This window comes from Nitrospirota bacterium, from assembly GCA_037386965.1.
Taxonomy (GTDB): Bacteria; Nitrospirota; Thermodesulfovibrionia; order Thermodesulfovibrionales; family JdFR-86; genus JARRLN01.
Genome location: JARRLN010000025.1, coordinates 21,763 through 36,565 on the forward strand (window position 1 = coordinate 21,763; position 14,803 = coordinate 36,565).

Here is a 14,803-nt window from a genome sequence, read left to right on the forward strand (position 1 = left end):
GAGAAAAAGGTCTCTAGCCGAAGAGGCGCCGGCCTCAACAAAAAAGGCGCTGGCGCCCACTGGTGCCCTTAGAAGGGCTCGGAGACCTCCACGGGCTCCTCGTCCGGGTAGTAGCCGTGGGCCGCGCTCTCGAACCGGGTGCAGTAGTCCAGGTAATGGAGGTGCACGGTGCCGGTGGGGCCGTTGCGCTGCTTGGCGATGATGACCTCGGCCTTTCCTTGCTTCTCCCGGTTGTTGTGGTCGTAGACCTCCTCGCGGTACAGGAACAGAATCACGTCGGCGTCCTGCTCGATGGCGCCCGACTCCCTCAGGTCCGCCAGGGTCGGGTGCTTGTCCACCCGGAGCTCCACGCCCCGGTTCAGCTGGCTCAGGGCCACCACGGGGACGTCCAGCTCCTTGGCCAGGGCCTTCAGCGAGCGTGAGATGTCGCTTATCTCCTGCTCCCGCCGCTCGAAGCTCGCCCGGCCCCGCATGAGCTGCAGGTAGTCCACCACCACCAGGCTCAGCCCGTGCTCCATCTTCAGCCTCCGGGCCTTGGCCCGCATCTCCAGGACGTTGATGGCGGAGCTGTCGTCTATGAAGATGGGGGCCTCGGTCAGGCGGCCCGCCGCGGCGGTGAGCTTGCGCCATTCGGCCTTCTCGATGTGCCCCTTGCGCACCCTGTTGCTGTCCACCTTGCCCTCGGAGCAGAGCATCCGGAGGACGAGCTGCCGGGTGGACATCTCCAGAGAGAAGATGGCCACCGGCTCCTTGAGGTCCACGGCCACGTGCTGTGCCAGGTTCAGGCTGAGGGCGGTCTTTCCCATGGAGGGCCGTCCCCCCACGACGATGAGGTCCCCCCTCTGAAACCCCGTGGTCTTCTCGTCCAGGTCCAGAAAGCCCGAGGGCACCCCGGTGATGGCCTCCTTGCGGGCGTACAGCTCCTCTATCATGGTGAAGCTGTCCTTCACGGCGTCCCTGAGGACGGCGAAGCTGCCCCGGTTGCGGTTCTCCGAGATGTCGAAGACGCTCTTCTCGGCGAAGTCCAGAAGCTCCTCGGCATCCCCCGCCTCCTCGTATATGCGGCTTGCGATGTCGGTGCTGGAGCGCAGGAGCGAGCGCAGAAGCGCCTTTTCCCGGACGATCTTGGAGTGATAGCGGATGTTCGCCGCGGTGGGGATGGCCGAGGCTATCTCGGCCAGGTAGGTGGCCCCGCCCACGCCCTCGAGCTCTTTCTTCCTCAGGAGGAGGTCCGACAGGGTCACCAGGTCGATGGCCTCCCCCCTGTCGAAGAGCTCCAGTATGGCCCCGAAAATCCTGCGGTGGCTCTCCCGGTAGAAGTCCTCTTCCCTGAGGATTTCCAGGCACTTCAGGAGCGCGCCGTTTTCAAGCAGAATGGCCCCCAGCACGGACTGCTCCGCCTCCAGGTTCTGGGGCGGGAGACGGTCAAACGGGGGGCCGGAGCTCACTGGCTCTCGGACTCGGCGACCACCTCGACGGTCACCGTGGCCGTCACGTCGGGGGCGACCTTCACGGGCACCTGGTAGGTGCCCAGTTTCTTGATGGGCTCCTCGAGCTGCACCTTGCGGCGGTCCACGGCGTAGCCCTTCTCCTCAAGGGCCTGGGCCACGTCCTTGGCCGTGACGGAGCCGAAGAGCTTCTCCTCCTCGCCGGCCTTTGCCTGAAACCTGAGCGTGACCTCCGACACCCTTGCCGCCAGGTCCTCGGCCTCCAGGAGCAGCTTTCTCGCGCGCTCCTGGATGATGCGCTTCTCGTGCTCCAGGGCCTTGACGTTCTTCTTCGAGGCCTCCAGGGCGAAGCCCTTGGGGATGAGGTAGTTGCGGGCATAGCCGGGCCTCACCTTCACCACCTCGCCCATTCTGCCCAGGTTCTCCACGTTCTCCTTTAAAATGACGTCCATGGAGGAGTCTCCTTTCCGGGATTACGGGTGTAAGGTGATTAGTATAGTGATTTCCGGCCTCCCTTTGCAAGGAGCCGGTGCTGGGATACCACCGCCCCGCACCCGCTTTTTCTCTTGATTTACCGGGGCTTCCCCGCGCGCCAAGCCTTTGCGGTCACGCGAAAAAGCGCAAAGCCGCCGAGCGGAATCCTTCGACTGCATCAAAACCGTTTTGGTTATCGACTTCTGGAGTAATGATGGAAGAGGGTAAGGGAGCCGGAAGCTTGCTCCATTGTCTTGGGCGGATAAAAAACCCCGCCCCTTATTCAATCAATAATGGATAAACAACGACCGGGACAATCGCGTTGCCCCTCAACGAAAACGAGAACCTGAATGCATAAGGTATGGCCCCTCGGGCGCATTCGTCTCGTTTCCTTGCCTTGCAAAAAGAGAAACTCATCCTGCGGTTTAAGCATGCCTCAGGATTATGCCCGGGCAGGCCCGCCGATTGCGCCAGCGCCTCCGGCGCTCATCTCATTGTCCGCCCTGGCCGTTGTCCTGGTCTGCGGCATGTTGGCCTGCGGCACCCACGGTATCCGAATTGTTCGTGCCCGAAGCATAGTCCCCGCTTCCGCACGCGGCCAGTGTAGAAAAGGCGACCAGCATGAGTAACATGATGAGAGCCTTGAGTCGTTCTTTCATGGTATTCCCCCTTCACCGCCTGAATTTCCCAGCTCCATGAAAAAGGGCAAGGCCTGCCGGGGGCCATCCTCCGGCAGTCCGGCCAAGCTAGAGCACCCGCCGCCTCCCGCCCCAGCCTTACGGTTGGTTTTGGATGCCGAACAATAAATCACCACCGATTCAGCTGCTAATATAGAAGCAAGTTTCATGCGCAAGGTTCCAAGCGCCTTGATTTTAAAGAGGTTTTATTCGGAAGAAAAGTAATCCTGTAAAAACCATCGACAGAAAGTATCGGCGGATTTTACACTGATGATGAACGGCGTCCTCTCGGCATGCCTGCCACTTCTTATCCTCCCGCCAAATAAATCTAGCTTGGATAGTTTTTTAATGATAAAGTATGACAATGGGAACAGCGGACAAGGGGTGGCGCATGGACAGCGATCTGCCGGAACGCCTGGAAACGTGGATTTCCATCGAGCTGGGCATCGCCGGCATATACCACGCCTTCAGCCGGATGTTCGCCGAGGCGGAGGGCTTCTGGGCTGACTTGGCCCGCCAGGAGGAAAACCACGCCACCATCCTGATCGTGGGGAAAAGGTACATCCAGGGGGGACAGCTTCCCCAGGGCATGGTCCCCGCATCCCTTCCCCACATGAAGAGCACCCTCCAGCTCATCGAGGCGTTCAGGAAAGAAATCGCAGTTGGCAGAGTTTCGCCGGAAAGGGCGCAACAGATGGGCCTGGCCCTCGAAGAGACCATCGAGGAGGGCTACCTCCTGGAGGTGATGACCGGGAAAACCGACTCGGAGATAATCTCCCGGTTGCAGAGGCTGCTTCTGGACACCAGGTCGCACGTCCTGAGGATACGAACCTTCGTGGAAAAAGGAGGATATCCCTAGCCGCCGCGCAAGACGGGCGCCTCCGGCGGGAAGGTTCCGCTCAGGCCTTCTTCTGTCCCTTCTCCCCCGCCAGCATATGGAGCCTGGCGGTAAAGACGAAGTTTACGCCCTCCTCGGCCACCACCCGGCGGTAGAAGGCGCATTCCTGGCAGGCGTGGAGCTTCTGGGCGAAGGTGCCCTGCACCTCTCCCTGGCAGAGGGTTCCGGCCACTGCCCAGCAGGCCCGGCCCGCGTTGCATCCGCCGTGCACGCCGTCATACCGGGCATCCACCGCGGCGGGGCAGACCCTTTGCCCTCCGTTTCGCGCGCCGCCGGGCTCCCGCCCGCATTTCATCTCTTCCCAGCAGTTCTTCTTCATGAAAAGCATCGGCACCAGGTTGCCGACGCCGGACATTATAAGCACCGTGCCCGCCCGTGTCAAACCCACCAGACTCTCTCTAACGCCGGAGCAGGTCCTTCAATGCCTCTCCGGTTCCCTCGGACGCCCCTTCTCCGAGCTCCTTTCCGGCCCGCTCCTGGAGCATTTTCTTGACGTCCTCAGCGGACTTCCCCAGGTATGTCCCGGCCCCCGCCCGGATGGCGGCTTGGGCGGCGCGGGCTGCCAGGGGCCGGAGCACCTGCACGGCTATCTGCGTGGGGGAGGCCCCGCCCTCCCCGCCCACGTCGGTCAGGCGAACCGAGGGGAGCTCGGCCCTGTACGTCTTGCCCGGCCGGGCCGCAACCCTGAGGTCCACCCGCCCCTTCTCCGCCACCAGCTCCCGGATAAGGATGTTCTTTCCCCCGCCCCTCTCGGCCGGGGCCTCCTCCCCGGCCTGGTTCTCCAGGTGCTTGCGGATGACGTCTATGTTGGCCCGGCCCGCCTCGTTAATCTCATAGATGACGCGGGGCGCGGTGACGTGCACCCGGTTCAGGACAATGGTGCCGGTGGTGACCGACTTGGGCACCACGCCCACGGTGATGCTCCCCGCCCGAAAGGCGCTGTTCCCGGAGAACCCCTCGGGGTTTCCCACGGTGAAGCCGCTCAGCGTCGCCTCCCCCTTTTTCAGCTCGACGTGCACCGATTCCACGCGCACCGCCGTGCCCGTGGCCCGCGAGCCGTAGCGCTCGATGGCCAGCTTCACGATGGCGTCGACGTTGGACAGGGTTACGTAGACGGCCGCCCCGGCGATGGCCAGGACCACGACAAAGGCAATGGCTATCTTCGTCCTCTTCCTCATCTCCCCCTCCTCAGTGCCCCGATTTTCCCTGCATGGTAACACCTTCCCCTCGCGGAAGGCCAGGGTGTGAGCCCGCCGCTTTACAATTCCCGGCGATTCAATATAATATGGATACCAATTTTTCAGCCGGAAAAGGAGGAAAAGCATGTTCAGAAAATGGGTCTCATGGTATATGATTGCCTCCATGCTCCTTTTGGCCGTCGTGCCCCGGGTGGAGGGGGCGCTGAGCCCGTCGGAGGTCATCAAACTGAGCAAGGCCGAGCGGGCGCAGGACATGGCCACGGTCCGCTCCATCCTGGAGAACAAGCTGGTCTCCCAGCGCCTTTCCGACCTGGGCTACAGCGCCGAGGAGGCGCAGGCCCGCCTGGGACAGCTCTCCGACGCCCAGCTTCACTCCCTGGCCCAGAAGCTCGACGACCTCAACCCCGGCGGAGACGCCCTGGGCGTCATCGTCGTCCTTCTGGTCATCGCCATTCTGGTGGTGCTCTTCCTCAAGCTTTACAACAGACAGGTCGTCATACGATAGCCCGCGGGTTGAGACAAAGGGCCGCCTCCCCCGGCGGGGGAGGCGGCCCCGCCCGTCAGTTCCCATGAAAACAAGAATCGCCTTTTCCCTTGTCCTGCCTCTTCTCCTCTGGGGCTGCGCCCTGGGGGGCGGCGAGAGGACGTCCATTCCCGAGGGCGCAACGGTGCTCAAAGGTGTGCCTGTCTATGCCCAGGAAGCCCACCAGTGCGGCCCCGCCGCCCTGGCCATGGTCCTCGGTTACTGGCAGGGACCCGACGGCCCGGCCATCACCCCGGAGGACGTGGCCCCCGCCGTTTACAGCAAAAACGCCCGGGGCACCCTGGGACTGGACCTGGAGCTTTACGCCCGGCGCAAGGGCTATCGGGTGGGCCGCCCCGAGGGGAGCCTCGAGGCCCTCAAAAGGAGCCTGGACGAGGGCGTGCCCCCCATCATCATGGTGGACTACGGCACGTGGGTCTACAAGGTCTACCACTTCATGGTCGTCACCGGCTATCATAAGGACGGGCTGGTGGTGCAGGCGGGAAAGGACCGGCCCGAGTTCATCAAGACGGACTCTTTGTTGAGGATATGGCGGAAGACCGGAAACTGGATGCTCACCATACGCCCCTGAGGCGCGGGAAAGACCGCCCGTGGCTCCTTCCCGTGCTGGCGCTCCTCATGCTGGCCCTCGCCGGATGCGGCCTGCCCCACATCGTGGTCCTCAACGACCCCCTGAGCCCCGAGGAGCACATCAACCTGGGGGTGGCCTATGAGAAGGACGGCGAGTACGAGCAGGCGCTCAAGCAGTACGAGGCCGCCAAGGGCGACCTGCCCATCGCCCATCTGTACATGGGTAACGTCCTGTTTCTTCAGGGGCGGTACGGGAAGGCGGAGAAAAACTACCGGGAGGCCATCGAGAAAACGGACGACCCCCGGGCCTATAACAACCTGGCATGGCTCTTCTTTACCCGGGGCGAGCGGCTCGACGAGGCCCGCACGCTGGCCCGCGAGGCCCTGGCACGCGAGCCGGACTCGGAGCAGTTTCGGGACACCCTGGAGCAGATAGAAGGGAAAGTGGCCCCCCGGGGCGAGGGCTCTCAGTAGTAGCGCTTCTGCCGGGAGATCTTCCCGATAATCCAGCCTACCAGCAGGACGCCGCCGCCGGCCAGGAACCACTTTATCATGCCGTTTCGCATGAGGCGCTCGTTTTCGGCCTGCAGCGTGGAGCTCGTCGTGTTCAGCCGCTCGTTCTCGGCCTTCAGCAGGTCGCGCTCCTGGACAATCTGGGTGACGTTCTTGGACTGCTCGGCCAGCGTCTCGTACTTCTCCGTCATCTCCTTGAGCTGGTGGGCCGTGTCCTGGGCCGACTGTGCGGCCTCGCTCATCTGGCTGGAAAGGTCCCGGGCCTCGCTCCTGTAAGAGCGCCTGGCGTCCTGCAGGTCGCTCTTCAGCTTGTCGCGCTCCTGCTGGAGCCCCTCCACGGTGTCCTTGAGCTTCCCGACCTTCGACTTCAGGGCGTCGATAATGAAGGTCTTCGGTGTCTCCGACACGATGTACTGCCCGTGCACCCAGCCTTCCTTGCCGTCCTTGGTGCGGACCTTGAGGAACTCCCCGTCCTTCTCCAGCACCTCCACGGGGGTGGCGGTCGGGAGGTACTTGATAATGCGATAGTCGTTGCCCTGCCCGGCCCGCATGGTGATGATGAGCTTGTCCGAGACGTACCGCGTGTCGGCCCGGGCCGGAGCGGCGGCCACGGCGCCGATAAAGAGGATAAGCAGCAGAAAAACCGCGTATTTTGCGTGCGTTCTCATCGGTGCCCTCCCTCTTCGAGGAGTAAATCAATGGGTAGTATAACACAGGGGCCGGGGCGGGCTTCAAAGGGGGGCGCAGGTATAGGGAATCGAATCTGTTAAAGGCTTCATCCAGTCACTTGCATTTCCTCACCCCTCCTTCCTCTTCTATTCGGTGCTTTCACCAAGGTAGTTGGTTATTTCACCAGGTTTTTACGGGTTAATCATAAGTAAAGTGTTTGGCTTAACCGATGCAAGGCAAGGAAAGCCCTTGCAGATATCCTTTAGCTATACTGTGCTTTACAAAAAGCAGCGGAGTAGGAATAGCAATTGCATGTCTGAATTGAAACTATTGAAGAATCGATCTCGCTCGCGGAGGACCTGTGGTTGCCATTAATCAGAAAATGTAGTCGTTGCGGACTTCAGGAAGATAGTGAGAAGTGAGAGAGGTCAACTCACCTGTCAACTGTAACCAAAATGTAACTACAGCGGACTAGCGAAAAAGATAGGTGGATGAAGAACATAGACATGGCTCGTGATGTTATTGGAATTTTTAGTCTTTTGCTGATCATCTTCTCTGCGGAGGTTGCTTTCGTGGCCCATGCTTGGGGCTCACCAGTAAAGCCGTGGGTTCTTCTGGCAGTTATGTGGACATGCGTGTCAGTGGTGGTACTAAGTGGCTACCAATGGAAGAAGAAATAGGGAGGGGCGGATGAAGCGTACAGGTATCGCCCTCATCTGGCAGAAGGGGAAGGCGGGTCCCCAATGGCGGCAAGGATACCGCCTATTACTGTTATAACGGCGGCTGTAGCGTATACAGTATCCACAACATTTCCTCGGAGCATCCGCAACGAGACTGACCGCGGCTCTCAGGATTTTCAATCGTAATCTACAAGCTTCCTCTCAATTAATCAATGCCACTAACAGGAGGATAATGACGAAAAAGACTCGTGCTGTTTCGAGTGTCTTTCGAAAAGCGGCGGTTACTTTGTGGTAGGATGTGGGTGGGCCGGTTGTCTCTGCACTGCCGAACAACGAGGAGCAGGCCGGGGGGTTGCCCGGGTAGCCTTCCCGTGGAGAATGCCCTCCCCGTCGAACCAGATAGGGTCGATACAGATTATCCTGTTCCATCCCTTTGTTTCATCCTTCTGTTGGTGATAAACCAGCCAGAGTTTCCCCGCCTGGTCTTGTATAACACTTGCATGTCCGGGACCGAAAATGCCGTTGCCTTTATGGATGATCGGATTTCCACGGTATTTAGTATATGGGCCTAGTGGATGTGCTGCTGTTGCGTACCCGATGGCATAATCTTCAGAATCAGCGCTGCCTCCGGAATAGAGGAGGTAATAGACGCCATGATGCTTGATCATCCATGGGGCTTCGATCACCGGCACATCGTTCATTTCCCATGCTTCGGACGGGGCGATAACCTGAACTGGTAGCCCTTTTTTCGTTATAGGCGATTCCATGGGCTGGACAAATATCGCGAACTCCGGGTACCGGGCATAATACAGGAAGTATGAACCATCGCCGTCGCGGAACATATGGGCATCTATCCCGTGGCTAATCAGAGTCCCGCTGTCCTTGAACACCCCGTCAGGACGGTCTGCTGAAGCAACACCGATCCTGCCATTGACTGTGTAATACAGGTAGAACAGGCCGTTATCTTTACTGAAGAAGACATCAGGAGCCCAGAGGCCGGGCTCCGCGCTCCGAAACACCTTCGGCCCCTTGGTCCAGTGAACCAGGTCGCTTGATATATAGACATCATAGCTATGATTGTCCCCGGTTGGGTACAGATAATATTTGCCCTCGTGGTAAATAACTGCCGGATCTCCTATGCCGAGCGTACCGACATATGGCGCGGAATTCGGTCCCTTGATTGCATACGTCTCAACAAGGACGGGGTTAGAATAGGTCGCGTCACATTCCGCACGCAGAGCGGTTGGGAACAACAGCGTGAGCATCACCACGATCTTCGTCATACTGCTCATGAAGTATTATAGCGCGACGTTCTGCTCGCCAAGAACCAGTCCATGGACTGCCAAGGCTTAGGGCGTTGCAGACCTGAGAGAAGTTCTCATCTGCTGATAACGCAGAAATATATTTATTTCTGGTAGTAACCTCACACGTGAGGTACGAGAGTTTGACGCTCAGTTACAGGAAGAGCGCCCCCACCCGTCTTCCCCGCACCGCCTCTCCGTATCCGGCGGCCTTTGTGCCCGCCGCCGCATCCTGTATAATCACTTTAGATATGCATGCTTGTGAGAGCTTTGCCCCATGCTTTCCCTTCGGTAGCCCCCTTTGCACCCCGAAGGGGCCATATTTTCCATCTTTCCGGAGGGTGTGTCGCCGCACACCCTGTCCCGCCGCAAATAAGTTAAAATACCGTGGACAAGGCAGGAAGGCTGAAACGGCCCGGTCTGCGGCCCCAAACTGTGAGGCATGGACAATGACCTTGCGAGAGCAATTCGAAAAAACCGGCAACTGGTTTTTCAGATGGCGGAGTTATTTGCCCTTTATTCTCTTCCCGGTCCTGCTCCTTGCCTTGCGGCAATCGGAATTCTTGGAGCGAATCGTGGGCGATTTCGGAGAGGATCTTTTTGAGGGGTTGGCATTGGCGATAGCCTTTACTGGGCTTGCCGTCCGATGCATTGTGGTCGGCTGCGCCCCCAGGGGAACCTCGGGAAGGAATACGAAAGGACAGCAAGCCGCAAGCCTCAACACGACCGGAATGTATTCGATTGTAAGGCACCCTCTTTATCTCGGGAACTTCCTTATCTTCCTGGGGATGGCGCTGTTTACTGAGGTATACTGGTTTATTCTCGTCTCCGTACTTGCCTTCTGGCTGTACTACGAGAGGATAATGTTCGCGGAAGAGAAATTCCTGCAAGAAACATTCGGTGATGAATTCCTGGACTGGGCCGGCAAGACACCGGCCTTCGTGCCGAAATTCAGGAATTGGCAGCGGCCCGCGCTGCCGTTTTCCTTCAGGAACGTACTGAAGCGCGAATACTCCGGCTTCTTCGTGATAGTTGCATCGTTTACCTTTATCGAGTTGGCCGGAGAAATGTTCGTGGTCGAGGTTCCAAAGGAAAACGCATTTGAAGATTTGTTCTGGCCGATATTTTTCTTCGTCGGCTTGGTCATATATATGTCGCTGAGGACCTTGAAGAGGAAGACCACACTTTTGGATGTTGATGGCAGATAGGTCCTGCCCGTCGAGCGCATTCGTCCTTAGATGTCCTCCTCTCCGCATCGCCTCCCCCGCACCGCCTCTCCGTATCCGGCGGCCTTTGTGCCCGCCGCCGCATCCTGTATAATCACTTTAGATATGCGTGCTTATGAGAGCTTTGCCGCATGCCTCCCCTTCGGTAGCGCTGTGGCTCTGGCGGTCGGGTAATGGCGCCGGAGGCCGCAGGGGCCCGGGACGGCGTCGTCTTCAGGACCGAGGGCCTTACCAAGGTGTACGAGATGGGCGAGGTGAAGGTCCAGGCCCTGAGGGGGGTGGACCTGGAGCTTTTCTCAGGCGAGCTGGATGTCCTGCTCGGGCCCTCCGGGAGCGGCAAGTCCACGCTCCTGAACATCCTGGGCGGCCTGGACACCGCCACATCGGGCAGGGTCACTTATCGCGGCACGGACCTCACCGAGGCCACCGAGAAGGAGCTCACCGAGTACCGCCGCTTTCACGTGGGCTTCGTGTTTCAGTTCTATAATCTCATACCGAGCCTGACCGCCCTGGAGAACGTGGCCGTGGTGACCGAGATAGCCCCGTCCCCCATGAGGCCCGAGGACGCCCTCGGGCTGGTGGGGCTGGGCGACAGGCTCACCCACTTTCCCTCGCAGCTGTCCGGCGGACAGCAGCAGAGGGTGGCCATCGCTCGGGCCATAGCCAAGAACCCGGCCGTCCTCCTGTGCGACGAGCCCACCGGGGCCCTGGACTCAAAGACCGGAGTCGTCGTCCTGGAGGCCCTGGAGCGGGCCAACAGGGAGCTGGGCACCACCACGGCGGTCATCACCCACAACGCCGACATCGCCGGCATGGCCGACCGGGTGATTCACCTGAGCGACGGGCTCATAGCCGAGGTGCGGCGCAACGAGCAAAGGAAGCCTCCCCGGGAGATACACTGGTAGAGGGCCATGCGGGCGCTGAACAGAAAACTCTTCAGGGACCTCTGGGGCATGAGGGCGCAGGCCCTGGCGATAGCCCTGGTGATGGCAAGCGGGGTGGCCACCTACATAATGTCCGCGAGCACCCTGGATTCCCTCAGGCTCACCCGCTCGACCTTCTATCGCGAGTACCGTTTCGCCGATGTCTTCGCCTCCCTCAAGCGCGCCCCCCGGAGCCTGGAGGCGCGCATACGGGAAATCCCGGGTGTCCAGAGGGTCGAGACCCGGGTGGCCGCCGACGTGCGGCTTGAGGTCGAAGGCTTTGCCGACCCGGTCACCGGGAGGCTGGTCTCGGTGCCGGAGGGCGGGCAGCCCGTCCTGAACGCCCTTTACATCAGGCGCGGCAGGTACATAGAGCCGGGGAAGGAAGACGAGGTGCTGGTCAACGAGGCCTTTGCCGACGCCCACGGCTTGGGCCCCGGGGACAGCCTGGAGGCGGTCATAAACGGCAGGCGGAAGAAGCTCCACATCGTGGGGGTGGCCCTTTCCCCGGAGTTCATCTACCAGCTCAGCCCCGGGTCCGTGTTCCCCGACTTCAAGCGCTACGGGGTCATGTGGATGGGCCGGAAATCCCTGGCCGCGGCCTACGACATGGAAGGGGCCTTCAACGACGTGGTCCTCACCATCTCGGCGCGGGCGCGGCTCTACGACGTCATCGACCGGCTCGACTCCGTGCTCAATCGCTACGGGGGCCTCGGGGCCTACGGCAGGGAATACCAGACCTCGCACCGGTACCTCTCGGAGGAGTTCAGGCAGCTCACGCAGATGGCCGCCGTTTTCCCCGCCATATTCCTCGGCGTGGCGGCCTTCCTTCTGAACATAGTGCTCAGCAGGCTCATAAGCACCCAGAGGGAGCAGATAGCCGTGCTCAAGGCCTTCGGCTACAAGAACCTGGACGTCGGCCTTCATTACGGGGCCATGGTGATGCTGATGGCGGCCCTGGGGGTCACGGGCGGCATCGCGGCGGGCGTGTGGCTTGGAAAGGGCCTGAGCGGCATATACATGGACTACTACCGCTTCCCCTATCTACGCTACGAGCTTCGCCTGCCGGTGGCCGCGGCAGCCGCGCTCATAAGCTCGGCCGCCGCCCTCCTGGGGACCGCCTTTGCGGTACGGAGGGCCGCCGTCCTGCCCCCCGCCCAGGCCATGAGGCCCGAGCCCCCCGAACGCTACAGGGAATCCATTGTCGAGCGGATGGGGCTCCGGCGCCTGATATCCCAGCCCGCAAAGATGATAGCGCGGCACCTGGAGCGGCGGCCGGCAAAGACGGTCCTCTCCATCATAGGCATCGCCTTCGCCTGTGCCATAATGATGGTGGGCAGCCTCTTCCGGGACGCGGTGAGCTTCATGGCCCAGGTGCATTTCGACCGCATCCAGCGGCAGGACCTGACGGTGAGCTTCGTCGAGCCCACCTCGAGAAAGGCCCTGTACGAGCTTCAGGCCCTCCGGGGCGTCGAGTACGGCGAGCCCTTCCGCTCGGTGCCGGCCAGGCTGAGATTCGAGCACCGCTCCTACCGCACCTCCGTGCAGGGGTTCGAGCCCGGCGGCACCCTGCACCGGCTCCTGGACCGCAGCCTCGAGCCCTTCGAGCTTCCGCCCCGGGGAATCCTGCTCACGGAGCACCTGGGCAAGATACTGGGCGTGAGCCCCGGAGAGGACCTCACCGTGGAGGCCCTGGAAGGGAGCCGGCCCGTGCGGCAGGTCCCGGTGGCCGGGTTCGTGCGCGAGTACGTGGGCGTATCGGGCTACATGAGGCTTTCGGAGCTGAACCTCCTGATGCGCGAGGGGGACGCCATATCCGGGGCGTATCTGGCCGCGGACTCCCGGTATCAGCCGGAGATTTACGCCGAGCTGCACGGGATGCCCCGCGTGGCGGGCACCGTGGTGAGGGAGAGCGCCATAGAGAACTTCTACACCACCATGGACCGGCAGGTGCTCATCTTCGCCTTCTTCAACACCCTGCTGGCCTCCACCATCGCCTTCGGCGTGGTGTACAACAGCGCGAGGATAGCGCTTTCGGAGCGGAGCCGGGAGCTTGCCAGCCTGCGCGTGCTGGGTTTCACGCGGGGGGAGATTTCCTATATACTTCTGGGCGAGCTCGGCCTGTTGACCCTGGTCGCCATACCCCTGGGCTTCGTCATAGGGCAGGGGCTCTGCGCGATAATGATAGCGAGAATGCAGACGGACCTGTTCCGGGTCCCCCTGGTGCTGGAGCCGCGCACCTACGCGTTCTCGGCGGCGGTGGTGCTGGTGTCGGCGGCCGTCTCGGGGCTCATCGTGAGGCGCAAGCTCGACCGGCTGGACCTGGTGGCGGTGCTCAAGACAAGGGAGTAGGCGCGGTGAAGTGGTGGCGGAAGATATGGATACTGGCCGTTCTGGCCGCGGTGGTGGGGGCGGTCATATACGGGTTCATGCCCGGGCCGGTGTCCGTGGACACCGCGACGGCCGTGCGCGGGCCCCTCAGGGTGGCCATCGAGGAGGAGGGCAGGACCAGGGTCAAGGACCGTTTCGTCATCTCCGCCCCCGTGGCGGGCTTTGCCGCGCGCATCGAGCTCGAGGCCGGGGACGCCGTTGCCAAGGGCGCCGTGGTCGCCATGCTTGAGCCCCTGAGGGCCCAGGCCCTGGACCCCAGAACCAGGGCGGAGGCGGAGGCCAGGCTCTCCGCCGCCCAGGCCGACCTCAGGGCCGCCGGGGAAAGGGTGGACTCGGCAAAGGCGGACGCGGAGTACGCCGCCTCGGAGCTCGGGCGCACGAAGGCCCTCCATGAAAAGGGCTTCGCCTCGAAAGACGACCTGGAAAGTGCCCAGGCCTCCGCCCGCCGCACGGCAGCCGAGCTGCGCTCGGCCCAGTTCAACGCAAAGGTGGCGGCCTTCAAGGTCCAGGAGGCCCGGAGCGCCCTCCGGTACGCGGCGGCAGAAAATAGAGGTGCAAGGCACCGCCGGGTATCCGTCCGCACGCCCGTGGAAGGCCGGGTGCTCAAGGTGTATCACAAGAGCGAGGGCGTTGTGCCGGGGGGAGCGGAGCTCATCGAGGTGGGCGACCCCGCCGCCCTGGAGGTGGAGGTGGACCTGCTCTCGCGCGACTCGGTGCGCGTGGGGCCGGGCACGCGGGTGCTGTTGGAGCGGTGGGGAGGCGCACCCGCCCTCGAAGGACGGGTGCGCGTGGTGGAGCCCCAGGCCTTCACGAAGGTCTCCGCCCTGGGCGTCGAGGAGCAGCGCGTGCACGTCATATCGGACATCGTCTCCCCCCGCGACATGTGGGAGCGCCTGGGCGACGGCTACCGGGTGGACGCGAGCTTCGTCGTATGGGAGGGGGAGGACGTGCTTCAGGTGCCGACGAGCGCCCTTTTCCGCCACGGGGAGGGCTGGGCGGTCTTCGTCGTGGAAAGAGGCAAGGCCCGCCTGAGGGCCGTCGAGGCCGGCCACCGGAGCGGCCTTCGGGCCGAGATACTTTCGGGCCTCAAAAAAGGAGAGACCGTCATCACCCACCCCGACAGGTCCGTGGAAGACGGCACCAGGGTGAAAAAGAGGTCGTGACCCCGGAGCGGCGAAAGCCGCCGCCTCCGAAGGCGCCGCTCCGTCAGGCGTACGGGACAGCCGCATCCGCGCGGAACATGAGGCGCCCTTTGCTCGACGGCACGCGTGGGAGGCAAAAAGGGCAGCA

The 14,803-nt window shown here is 61.9% G+C and carries 15 protein-coding genes; 9 read left to right on the forward strand and 6 right to left on the reverse strand.

The window, feature by feature from the left end; translation table 11 throughout:
• Window positions 1-68: 68 nt before the first annotated feature.
• Together dnaB and rplI are read right to left on the reverse strand one after the other, a co-directional pair.
• Window positions 69-1,448, reverse strand: coding sequence for a replicative DNA helicase (gene dnaB / locus P8Y39_05045; protein ID MEJ2191701.1), 1,380 nt, complete (start codon window positions 1,446-1,448; stop codon window positions 69-71).
• Window positions 1,445-1,900 carry a 50S ribosomal protein L9 gene (rplI, locus tag P8Y39_05050; protein MEJ2191702.1) on the reverse strand — a complete coding sequence of 152 codons (456 nt, stop codon included), beginning with the start codon at window positions 1,898-1,900 and terminating at the stop codon, window positions 1,445-1,447. The genes dnaB and rplI overlap by 4 nt, the downstream gene beginning before the upstream one ends.
• 1,063 nt (window positions 1,901-2,963) lie before the next feature.
• Here rplI and P8Y39_05055 point away from each other — a divergent pair.
• On the forward strand, window positions 2,964-3,458 hold the full coding sequence (locus P8Y39_05055) for a hypothetical protein (GenBank protein MEJ2191703.1): 495 nt from the start codon (window positions 2,964-2,966) through the stop codon (window positions 3,456-3,458).
• Between the two features lie 40 nt (window positions 3,459-3,498).
• Here the strand turns inward: P8Y39_05055 and P8Y39_05060 are convergent, their stop codons facing one another.
• On the reverse strand, window positions 3,499-3,885 hold the full coding sequence (locus tag P8Y39_05060; protein ID MEJ2191704.1) for a hypothetical protein: 387 nt from the start codon (window positions 3,883-3,885) through the stop codon (window positions 3,499-3,501).
• A gap of 10 nt (window positions 3,886-3,895) precedes the next feature.
• A complete protein-coding gene (locus P8Y39_05065; protein MEJ2191705.1) occupies window positions 3,896-4,675 on the reverse strand; it encodes a hypothetical protein in 780 nt (259 codons plus the stop codon).
• A 145-nt stretch (window positions 4,676-4,820) separates the two neighbouring features.
• On the opposite strand from P8Y39_05065, the gene P8Y39_05070 reads away from it, so the two are divergent.
• The 3 genes from P8Y39_05070 to P8Y39_05080 all read left to right on the forward strand — a co-directional run bounded on the left by P8Y39_05070 (window position 4,821) and on the right by P8Y39_05080 (window position 6,284).
• The gene (locus P8Y39_05070) at window positions 4,821-5,201 is read left to right on the forward strand and encodes a PA2779 family protein (protein MEJ2191706.1); all 381 of its coding nucleotides are present in this window, start codon (window positions 4,821-4,823) and stop codon (window positions 5,199-5,201) included.
• 64 nt (window positions 5,202-5,265) lie between these two features.
• Window positions 5,266-5,811: a C39 family peptidase gene (locus tag P8Y39_05075; GenBank protein ID MEJ2191707.1), complete on the forward strand. Its 546-nt coding sequence runs from the start codon at window positions 5,266-5,268 to the stop codon at window positions 5,809-5,811.
• Window positions 5,769-6,284 (forward strand): tetratricopeptide repeat protein, encoded by a 516-nt coding sequence (locus P8Y39_05080; GenBank protein MEJ2191708.1) that lies wholly within the window; start codon window positions 5,769-5,771, stop codon window positions 6,282-6,284. The genes P8Y39_05075 and P8Y39_05080 overlap by 43 nt, the downstream gene beginning before the upstream one ends.
• On the opposite strand, the gene P8Y39_05085 is transcribed toward P8Y39_05080, so the two are convergent.
• The gene (locus tag P8Y39_05085; protein ID MEJ2191709.1) at window positions 6,278-6,991 is read right to left on the reverse strand and encodes a TIGR04211 family SH3 domain-containing protein; all 714 of its coding nucleotides are present in this window, start codon (window positions 6,989-6,991) and stop codon (window positions 6,278-6,280) included. The two genes, P8Y39_05080 and P8Y39_05085, sit on opposite strands and share 7 nt — an antisense overlap.
• 492 nt (window positions 6,992-7,483) lie before the next feature.
• Between P8Y39_05085 and P8Y39_05090 the strand changes: the two genes are divergently transcribed.
• Window positions 7,484-7,672: a hypothetical protein gene (locus P8Y39_05090; GenBank protein ID MEJ2191710.1), complete on the forward strand. Its 189-nt coding sequence runs from the start codon at window positions 7,484-7,486 to the stop codon at window positions 7,670-7,672.
• Window positions 7,673-7,953: 281 nt separating this feature from the next.
• On the opposite strand, the gene P8Y39_05095 is transcribed toward P8Y39_05090, so the two are convergent.
• Window positions 7,954-8,955 carry a glycoside hydrolase family 43 protein gene (locus P8Y39_05095; GenBank protein MEJ2191711.1) on the reverse strand — a complete coding sequence of 334 codons (1,002 nt, stop codon included), beginning with the start codon at window positions 8,953-8,955 and terminating at the stop codon, window positions 7,954-7,956.
• A gap of 593 nt (window positions 8,956-9,548) precedes the next feature.
• On the opposite strand from P8Y39_05095, the gene P8Y39_05100 reads away from it, so the two are divergent.
• The 4 genes from P8Y39_05100 (at window position 9,549) to P8Y39_05115 (ending at window position 14,676) form a co-directional block, all read left to right on the forward strand.
• Window positions 9,549-10,181, forward strand: coding sequence for an isoprenylcysteine carboxylmethyltransferase family protein (locus tag P8Y39_05100; protein MEJ2191712.1), 633 nt, complete (start codon window positions 9,549-9,551; stop codon window positions 10,179-10,181).
• Between the two features lie 191 nt (window positions 10,182-10,372).
• Complete coding sequence (locus P8Y39_05105; GenBank protein MEJ2191713.1) at window positions 10,373-11,104, forward strand: ABC transporter ATP-binding protein; 732 nt, start codon at window positions 10,373-10,375, stop codon at window positions 11,102-11,104.
• A 6-nt stretch (window positions 11,105-11,110) separates the two neighbouring features.
• Entirely contained in the window at window positions 11,111-13,474 is a 2,364-nt protein-coding gene (locus tag P8Y39_05110; protein MEJ2191714.1) for an FtsX-like permease family protein, read from the forward strand.
• Window positions 13,475-13,479: 5 nt separating this feature from the next.
• Window positions 13,480-14,676, forward strand: a complete 1,197-nt coding sequence (locus P8Y39_05115; protein ID MEJ2191715.1) for an HlyD family efflux transporter periplasmic adaptor subunit — start codon at window positions 13,480-13,482, stop codon at window positions 14,674-14,676.
• The last annotated feature ends 127 nt before the right edge of the window (window positions 14,677-14,803 follow it).

Excerpts from the sequence above, each read along its gene's own strand:
- rplI (MEJ2191702.1), bottom strand. The coding sequence starts at position 1,900 with ATGGACGTCATTTTAAAGGAGAACGTGGAGAACCTGGGCAGAATGGGC.
- P8Y39_05055 (MEJ2191703.1), top strand. The coding sequence starts at position 2,964 with ATGGGAACAGCGGACAAGGGGTGGCGCATGGACAGCGATCTGCCGGAA.
- P8Y39_05065 (MEJ2191705.1), bottom strand. The coding sequence starts at position 4,675 with ATGAGGAAGAGGACGAAGATAGCCATTGCCTTTGTCGTGGTCCTGGCC.
- P8Y39_05070 (MEJ2191706.1), top strand. The coding sequence starts at position 4,821 with ATGTTCAGAAAATGGGTCTCATGGTATATGATTGCCTCCATGCTCCTT.
- P8Y39_05075 (MEJ2191707.1), top strand. The coding sequence starts at position 5,266 with ATGAAAACAAGAATCGCCTTTTCCCTTGTCCTGCCTCTTCTCCTCTGG.
- P8Y39_05080 (MEJ2191708.1), top strand. The coding sequence starts at position 5,769 with ATGGCGGAAGACCGGAAACTGGATGCTCACCATACGCCCCTGAGGCGC.
- P8Y39_05085 (MEJ2191709.1), bottom strand. The coding sequence starts at position 6,991 with ATGAGAACGCACGCAAAATACGCGGTTTTTCTGCTGCTTATCCTCTTT.
- P8Y39_05090 (MEJ2191710.1), top strand. The coding sequence starts at position 7,484 with ATGAAGAACATAGACATGGCTCGTGATGTTATTGGAATTTTTAGTCTT.
- P8Y39_05095 (MEJ2191711.1), bottom strand. The coding sequence starts at position 8,955 with ATGACGAAGATCGTGGTGATGCTCACGCTGTTGTTCCCAACCGCTCTG.
- P8Y39_05105 (MEJ2191713.1), top strand. The coding sequence starts at position 10,373 with ATGGCGCCGGAGGCCGCAGGGGCCCGGGACGGCGTCGTCTTCAGGACC.
- P8Y39_05110 (MEJ2191714.1), top strand. The coding sequence starts at position 11,111 with ATGCGGGCGCTGAACAGAAAACTCTTCAGGGACCTCTGGGGCATGAGG.